Raw genomic sequence first — 3,343 nt, 5'->3', positions numbered from 1 at the left:
TCACGACCGTGACGTTGTCGGCAATGAGTAAGGCATGCAAGTCATCCGGGGAACTGGCGACCTGCTCGGGCACCACCACCAGACGCCCGCCGTGGAGCAGGGCACCCCAGATCTCCCACACCGAGAAGTCGAACGCATAGGAGTGGCACTGGGTCCACACCTGCTCGCGACCCAGGTCGATGCCCACATCCAGGGTGTCGAACAGGCGGGTGATGTTGTGATGGGTGACCGCCACCCCCTTGGGCACCCCGGTGGTGCCCGAGGTGTAGATAATGTGGGCCACCTGCTCGGGCCCCGGATCGGGCAGCGCGGTGGCCGGCCGGGTGTCGATGGCGGGGTCGGCGACATCCAGCACGGTGAGGTCGTGCCCGTCCAGCCGCCGGCGTAGCGCGGTGGTGGTCAGCACCACGATCGGAGCGGCGTCGCCCAGCACGAACCCGATCCGTTCGTCGGGCAGGGCCGGGTCGATGGGCAGGTAGGCCGCCCCGGTCTTGAGCACCGCCAGGATCGCGATGATCGCCTCGCCCGAACGCGGCACCAGCAGCGCCACACACTGGCCCGGTCCGGCGCCGTGACCGATCAAAAAGTGCGCCAACCGGTTTGACGCCTCATCGAGCTGCTCGTAGGTCCACGACCGGCCCCCGCAACCCAGCGCCACCCCCTGCGGAACCCGCGCCACCTGCGCGGCGAACAACCCCGGCACCGAGCGCTCAACCACCGCCCGGCCCAACACCGCCCGATGACCCCAGGCCTCGACCCGGTCCCGCTCACCCGCATCGAGCACATCGATCGCCGACAACCTCGTGCCCGGATCAGCCGTCATCGCCTCCAACACCCGCCGCAACCGCTCCACCAACGCGCTCACGGTGCCCGGATCGAACACGTCGGTGTCGTACTCGACGCGCAGACCGAGCTCCGTCCCGGGGGTGGCTTGCATGGTCAGTGGGTAATGGTTGGATTCGCGGCTGGCGAACTCGTCCATGACCAGCGCGCCGTCGGCAGCCAACGCCGTGGTTTCTATCGGGTAGTTCTCGTAGACGAACAGGGTGTCGAACAGTTGGTCGTGGCCGGTGGCGCGGTGAATCTCGTTGAGCGCCAGGTGTTGATGGTCGAGGGTGTGGTTGTGGGCGTTGTGCAGTTGTTCGAGCAGGTCGGCGGTGGTGGTGGCCGGGGTGATGGTGGCCCGCACCGGCACGGTGTTGATCATCAGGCCGACGATCGTTTCGGCGCCGACCACCTCCGTGGGCCGTCCCGACACCGCGGTGCCGAACACGACGTCGCGCTGGCCGGTCATGCCCATCAGCAGCTGCGCCCAGGCCGCTTGCAGCACGGTGTTGACCGTGGTGTGATTCGAGCGCGCCAGCTCGTTCAACGCCGAGGTGGCCTGCTCCGATATGTCGAACGCCCGAGTGGCTTTGGACCCGGGCTTGATTCGGGTTGGCGGGCCGACCAGGGTCGGGGCGTCAAGTCCGGCGAGTGCCTGGCACCAGGCGGCGCGGGCGGCGTCGACGTCGCGTTCGGCCAGCCAGGTGACGAAGCGGCGGTACGGCGTCGGGGCGGGCAGCGGCCGGCCCTGGTAGGTGGCGAAGATCTCTTGCAGCAGGATCGGCAGCGACCAGCCGTCGAGCACGATGTGGTGGTTGGTTACCACGATCCGGTGCCGGTCCTCGGCGGTGCGGATCAACGCCACCCGGAAGACCGGTTCCTCGGTGAGGCTGCAAACAGCGGCACGTTCGGCGGCGCACAAATCCTTGATCGCGGCTTCGGCGTCTGAATCGAATTCAACGTATTGCCACGGTGTTTCGGGGCTGCCGACGATGACCTGTACCGGCTGGTCGAATCGCTGGCAGAACCGGGCCACCAGGTTGGGGTGGCGCTTGACGACGGTTTGGACGGCATCGCGCAGCCGCTGCGGGTCCAGCGGGCCCGTCACGGAGATCTGCAGCTGTAGGGCGTAGACGTCGTCGTCGCGCGTGGTGACGCTGTGGAAGAGCAGACCCTGCTGCATCGGCGTGAGCGGTAGGATGTCGGCGACGTCGTATTGTTGTTGTAGTTGGTCGATTTGGTCCTGGGTGAGCCGGGCGGGGGTGATGTCGGAGGGGGTCAGGCCGCCGCCGCCGTGTTGGACGTGGGCGCAGATCCCGCCCAGCGCGTCGAAGAAGAGTTGGCTGAGCCGGTCGATCTGCGCGCGGTCCAGCGCTGAGGGCGCCCAGGTCCAGGTGGCGTTGAGGCGCGAACCCGTGTCGGTGTCGATGGTGGCGGCGTTCAGCTCGACGCTGTGCGACAACGGCATCGGCACCGCGGCTGCCGCGGCGGCGATCTCCAGGCTGTCGCGGCTCACCCCCCACAGGTCGCCGGGGAGGTCGGCGGCGGCCGTGCCGCCGAGGCGTCCGAGGTAGTTGAAGCCGATGGTCGGGTCGGGTGTGGTCAGCTCGGTGGTGAGGTAGCGCAGCAGTCCGTAGGTCAGCGGGTGGGGCAGGGCGCGTAGTTGTTCCTTGGCGGCCTTGATGATTGGGCCCAGCGCCGGGTCGCCGGCGGTGACGCGCGACCAGCCCGGCCCGGCCACTGACAGCGCGACCGGGTATTTGGTGGTGAACCAGCCCACCGTGCGGGACAGGTCCACGTCGCGGGACAGTTCGTCGTGGCGGCCATGCCCCTCGACGTCGATGCCGATCGCTTCGCCGGTGCCCAGGAATTCGGTCCAGGCCAGCGCGTAGGCGATCAGCAAGACCTCCTGCACCCCGGTGTGAAACGCCGCGGGCACCTCGGTAAGCAGACGCCGCGTCGTGTCGGCGTCCAGCGCGGTCGTCAAATGTCCAGCGGCGGTATAGGTATCCCCGGCTTGCGGAGGTGGCAGGGCGGCCGGAGCCGCCAGTTGCCGCCACGTGTCGGCCTGCTGTATGACCTCGGGCGTCCGGGCGTGTTCTTCGAGAAGCGCGGCCCAGCGCTGGAATGACGTGTCACCGGTGGGCAGGGTGATCGATTGGCCGCTGTGGTGCTGGGCCCAGGCGATGTTGAAGTCCTCCACCAGGATCCGCCACGACACCGCGTCGACGGCCAGGTGATGCACGATCAACACCAATTGACCGGTGCCGGTGACCCACAAGGCGCTCAGTACCATCCCGGCGGCGGGGTCCAACCGGGACCGAGCGTCGATCAACGCTTGTTCGGAAAGGACATCCACGCTGTGCAGGCGCAGATCGGCCCGGGCAGCACCGGATTCGGGGGCGGTGAGGGTGCGCCCGCTCATGTCGGCGCGCAGCCTCAGCATGGGGTGGTGGTCGAGCAGGGCCTGCAAGATGGTCACGACGTCGGTGGGGGTGGCCCCGGCCGGGGCTTGCAG

1 protein-coding gene is annotated in these 3,343 nt (G+C 68.5%); it reads right to left on the bottom strand.

Translation table 11 applies throughout. The features are described from left to right. On the bottom strand, positions 1-3,343 hold a 3,343-nt coding region (locus A5702_RS00180), incomplete at both ends, for a condensation domain-containing protein (protein ID WP_156669420.1).

This window comes from Mycobacterium sp. E3339, assembly GCF_001666915.1.
Taxonomy (GTDB): domain Bacteria; phylum Actinomycetota; class Actinomycetes; order Mycobacteriales; family Mycobacteriaceae; genus Mycobacterium.
The sequence above is the reverse complement of the archived record's forward strand: the minus strand, read 5'-3'. Positions and strand labels throughout refer to the sequence as shown.